The following is a 4,623-nucleotide window of genomic DNA, read 5'->3' on the forward strand; positions in this document are numbered from 1 at the left end:
AAGGTCAGCCTGGCCGATGCCTTTGCCGGCTTCACCACCTGGGCCGCCCGCTCCGGCCACAATGAAACCAAGGTGGGCACGCTGGAGCCGGGCAAATATGCCGATTTCATCACCCTGGAACGCGATCCGTTCACCGCGCCGGAAGGCGATCTGTGGAACATCAAGGTGACCGCGACTTGGCTGGCGGGCAAGCAGGTGTTCAAGCGGAAGTGAGCAGGGCCTCCGGCGGGCAGGGACTTGAGGCCCTGCACCCGTTGGATTTGGCGTGGTTCGTTACCCGGCAACGCCTGTGCCTTTTCGGCAATCGCGCTCAACAATGAAAGTGGGTGCAGGGCCTTAGGCCCTGCAGGCAGGAGGCTGCTGCGTCCAGCCACCGGGATGATCGATTTCATTCTTGCATAATTTACTAAAAAAGCATTAACTTTATCTCGGTCAAGCGAGCGAATCGGGCATCTGTTGTGCCTTGATCCGCTGACCGTTGGTGGAGGGGATGTATGCGCAGCAGGATTTTTGCCGTGGCCGTGGCCGCGATGATGTCAACGTCGGCCAGCGCCGCAATCAACTGGACCGATTGGACCGGTATCACCAGCACGCTTGCCACCGGCACCCTGGCGGGGGGCACGGTCACGCTTTCTGGTCCGTTCGATACGGCGCAGATTTCGGGGGGCACCGATTACTGGCGCACCGCCGGCAACCCATGGCCGGCCTATGACGCCCTGTCCAACCTGCCCACCAACAATGATTTCATTGCGCCGTCGGGCAGCCAGTCGCTGCACACGATCACTTTTTCGAAGGCGGTTCTCAATCCCTATATCGCCATCATCAGCCTGGGTCGGACCAATATCCAGACCAACTGGACTTTCGGTGCCCCCTTCATCCTGGTTGATGAAGGCCAGGGTTTCTGGGGCAATGGCGTGTTTTCCATCGTCGGCAACACGATCAGCGCCGGCGAAGCCCATGGCGTGATCCAGTTCAACGGCAAATTCACCAGCCTCACGCTGCTCACCAACCAGACCGAAAACTGGTCGGGGCTGACCATCGGCAGCGCGGTTCCCGAACCGGCAAGCTGGGCGATGCTGATTGCCGGCTTTGGCCTGGTCGGTGCCGCCGCGCGCCGTCGCCGGACGGTCGCAGCCTGAACTGAACGCCGGCATTTTCCGCGCCGGTTCGGCACAGTTGCGCCAAAATACGAAAGTGGGTGCAGGGCCTCAGGCCCTGCCCGCCGGAGGCTGCAGCTTTCCGCTTTCCCGTTTGTCGCTCTCATGTCACTTTCCCTGCTAACCATCGGGGAGCGCAGCCATGACCAAATTCAGCATCAATCGCCGCCATCTGCTAGCCAGCGCCGTCGCGGCGACCGCGTTGCCGGTGCGCGCTGCTGCGGCTGTCGCTGATGATGCCATTGGCCTTGCCGCGCGGATCCGCAGTGGGGATGCGAGCGCGCGCGAGACCGTGCTGGCGGCGCTGGATCGGGCCGATGCGGCGCAGGCGAAGCTGAATTTTGCCATTTTGATTGACCGGCCGCGGGCCATCAACGCCTTGCCCAAGGATGATCGCCAGGCGGTGATCCCGACCTTCATCAAGGATCTGAACGACTACAAGGGCTGGCCGACGCGCAATGGCAGCCGGGCGTTTGAGCAGGCACCGGCAGCGACCGAGAACGAGGCGTTTGTCGAAGCCTTCACCGCGATGAACCTGGCGGTGCTGGGCAAGACGGCGACACCTGAATTCGGCCTGATGTGCGTGACGGAGCCGCTCAGCCACGGCGCCACCCGCAACCCGTGGAATCCGGATTTTTCGCCGGGTGGCTCGTCGGGCGGCAGTGCGGCGGCGGTGGCGGCCGGTGTGGTGCCGATTGCCCATGCCAATGATGGCGGCGGCTCGATCCGTATTCCGGCAGCGCTGACCGGCCTGTTCGGCTTCAAGCCGAGCCGGGGCCGGCTGGCCGGGCAGAAGAAGGTGGATGATCCGGGCGAGATCGCGGTCGATCATGTGCTCACCCGCAGCGTGCGCGATGCCGCGCTGACGATGAGCAGCCTGCAATCGAGCGAGGCCGAAGGGCTTGGGGCCGTAGTTCCACGGCTGGCCGGCCCGGTGGGCGAACGGTTGCGCATTGGTGTGATCACGGCAACGGCCGATGGCACGGTGCCAGATCAGGAAGTGATGGGCGCCATTGCCCGCACGCGCACGCTGCTCGCTGGCATGGGCCACAGTGTGTCGGATGCGGTGTGGCCGTTCAAGATGGCGGATTTCGGCCGCGATTTCCTGAGTTTCTGGTCGGTCAGCGCCGCCCAGTCGGTTGGGCTTGTGAGCAAGATGATGGGCGCCGATGGCGTGGCCCGGTTGGAGCCGCTGACGCTGCATCTGGCCAAACAGGGCAGCGCCCTGACGCAGGCCGATGTGCAGGCACTGATTGGCCGGATGATCGGCTATCGCGCGGCTTATGATGCGATGTTCAAGGATATGGATGTGCTGCTCACACCGGTGCTCACCCGCCATGCCGTGCCGATCGGCTATCTGGCGCACAACCGGTCGCCGGCTGATGTGGTGGCCGATATGATGCGGCTGGTGGCCTACACCCCGGTGCAGAATGTCATGGGGGCCGCCGCGATGAGTGTGCCGATCATGGCCGCCACCAACGGCCTGCCGGTGGGCATGCATTTTGCCGGCCGGCGCGGCGATGATGCGCGGCTGCTCGATCTGGCGTTCCAGCTGGAGGCGGCGGCACCGTGGGCGCAGCGGTTACCTCCAATATGGTTTGGAAACCGCAGCTGAACCCTCCAGTATGAACCTGCTCTGCCGCGCTGGCGGCGGGGCATTGTGGCAAATCCCCCCTGCAATCAAGCGCAGGGTGAGTTGTGCAGGCATTTCAGGGTCCACAGTTTTCAACGACGAAGTTTTCAACGCCGCAGGCATCTGCCCGTCTGCGGGCCGATAGGCCGGGTTCAGCAAGCGCCTTGCCGATGCGGCAGCGTTCTCCGCTGGATCCGCCCGTCGTCAGCAGTGCGGTCGCCCTTGGTTTGGGTCCGCCGCCACCGCCCAGCAGCGGCCACCTCGCGCGCCGGCTTTGCCTTGGCATGTTCGGCACCCTGGCCAGCATCGTGATGATGTGGAGCCTGACCCCGCCGCCACTGTGAACGCGCCCTAGGTCACCCTCTTTCCGCCATTGGTGCCTGCCATCGACCCATGATGGCAGCCACCGATCACCCATCGTCAACGGACCGGAAGCCGTTGCCCTTGGGCTGTGTACCCTGCGGCCCGGCGCTTGTTATCGCCGGGCCGCAGTTTTGCCTGGCTGCCACAGCAGCAGTTGCCAATCCCGCCTGCGCGCGCTTGATAGTGCGGGAAGGGGGCAGGCCATGTGCAATCTCTATGCGCTCACCAAGGGCCAGCAGGCGCTGCGCGAACTGGCGCGCGCGCTCGATCTGGGCGCCGTTGCCGACCGGCTGGGCAATCTGCCGGTGTTGAGCAGCCTGTATCCCGACGCCGAAGCGCCGATCATCGGCCTGGCGCGCGGCACCGCACCCAATCTCATTCCAGGCCCAATGCTCAGCCTGGCGCGCTGGGGCATGCCCAGCCCAGCCTTCGCCCTGGCCGGCAAGAGCGTGGATCGCGGCATCACCAACATCCGCAACACCGCCAGCCCGCATTGGCGCCGCTGGCTGGCGCCGCAATATCGCTGCCTGGTGCCGTTCACGTCGTTCGCCGAACATGTGAAGACCGACACCGGGTTTGCGCCGCTGTGGTTCGCCCCCGCTGATGACAGCCTGGCCTGCTTTGCCGGTATCGCCACCCGCTGGACTGGTGTGCGCAAAAAGGCCGAAGGCGAGGTGACGCTCACCGTTTTCGGCTTCCTCACCTGCGAACCCAATGCCGAAGTCGCTCCGCATCACCCCAAGGCCATGCCGGTGATCCTGACCACGCCCGATGAACAGCGCCGCTGGCTCACCGCCGACTGGGCCGACGCGGCGGCGCTCCAGCGTCCACTGGCTGATGGGGGGCTGCGGGTGATGGGGTTTGAAGGGGAAGAGTAGGGCCTCCGGCGGGCAGGGTCGCAGACCCTGCACCCATTTGATTTCGGTCAGTTCTTTGCCAGCATGACTGGCAAGGGAGATCGGGCGCAGCCCCAACAAGAGTGGGTGCAGGGGCTCAGCCCCTGCCCGCCGGAGGCCTCACTTCTGCACTCCCCCTTGCCAGCCCACCCGTTCGCGTCGCACACTCTGCCCATGGGTCGCACCACCGGCAGCGCGTCTGCCGAACCGGGGGACGTGTGACCATGGCGAGCTTCAAGATCAGCAGTTGGAACATCAAGCACATGCACGACGCCATTGCGCCGGGCGGCAAGGATGCAGCGCGGCTGCCGTTCATCCGCGAACAGATCGCGCAGATGGACCCCGATATCTTGTGCATCACCGAGGCGACCCCCGATCTGCCGCTGTTGCAGCAATGGGCCGCCACGCTGCACGTGCCCTATGTGGTGCCCACCATCCCCGGCACCGATGCTGCGCTGGCGCAGATGCCGAACAACCCGCGCAAGGCGCTGTGCAAGCTGTATGGCTATCCCGATAATCCGCTTTCCGGCAGCCAGTGGATCTGGTTCCTGGTCAAGGCGTCGCACAATCTGGG

The 4,623-nt window shown here is 64.7% G+C and carries 6 protein-coding genes; all 6 read left to right on the forward strand.

Translation table 11 applies throughout. The annotated features are described in order from the left end of the window. Positions 1-213 (forward strand): amidohydrolase family protein (locus tag RMO81_RS08120; protein WP_310475320.1); only part of this gene is annotated, 213 nt, incomplete at its 5' end. 281 nt (positions 214-494) lie between these two features. Next, positions 495-1,139 (forward strand): PEPxxWA-CTERM sorting domain-containing protein, encoded by a 645-nt coding sequence (locus RMO81_RS08125; RefSeq protein WP_310475321.1) that lies wholly within the window; start codon positions 495-497, stop codon positions 1,137-1,139. A gap of 160 nt (positions 1,140-1,299) precedes the next feature. Beyond that, entirely contained in the window at positions 1,300-2,772 is a 1,473-nt protein-coding gene (locus RMO81_RS08130) for an amidase family protein (protein WP_310475322.1), read from the forward strand. A gap of 188 nt (positions 2,773-2,960) precedes the next feature. Beyond that, positions 2,961-3,134 carry a hypothetical protein gene (locus tag RMO81_RS08135; protein ID WP_310475323.1) on the forward strand — a complete coding sequence of 58 codons (174 nt, stop codon included), beginning with the start codon at positions 2,961-2,963 and terminating at the stop codon, positions 3,132-3,134. A 222-nt stretch (positions 3,135-3,356) separates the two neighbouring features. Continuing rightward, positions 3,357-4,031 (forward strand): SOS response-associated peptidase family protein, encoded by a 675-nt coding sequence (locus RMO81_RS08140; RefSeq protein ID WP_310475324.1) that lies wholly within the window; start codon positions 3,357-3,359, stop codon positions 4,029-4,031. 242 nt (positions 4,032-4,273) lie between these two features. After that, positions 4,274-4,623 (forward strand): endonuclease/exonuclease/phosphatase family protein (locus RMO81_RS08145; RefSeq protein WP_310475325.1); only part of this gene is annotated, 350 nt, incomplete at its 3' end.

Origin of the sequence: Sandarakinorhabdus sp., from assembly GCF_031422795.1 — a bacterium.
Classification (GTDB): domain Bacteria; phylum Pseudomonadota; class Alphaproteobacteria; order Sphingomonadales; family Sphingomonadaceae; genus Sandarakinorhabdus.

What these genes read in the sequence shown, in the direction of transcription:
- RMO81_RS08125 (WP_310475321.1), top strand. Translation starts at nt 495, where the DNA reads ATGCGCAGCAGGATTTTTGCCGTGGCCGTGGCCGCGATGATGTCAACG.
- RMO81_RS08130 (WP_310475322.1), top strand. Translation starts at nt 1,300, where the DNA reads ATGACCAAATTCAGCATCAATCGCCGCCATCTGCTAGCCAGCGCCGTC.
- RMO81_RS08135 (WP_310475323.1), top strand. Translation starts at nt 2,961, where the DNA reads ATGCGGCAGCGTTCTCCGCTGGATCCGCCCGTCGTCAGCAGTGCGGTC.
- RMO81_RS08140 (WP_310475324.1), top strand. Translation starts at nt 3,357, where the DNA reads ATGTGCAATCTCTATGCGCTCACCAAGGGCCAGCAGGCGCTGCGCGAA.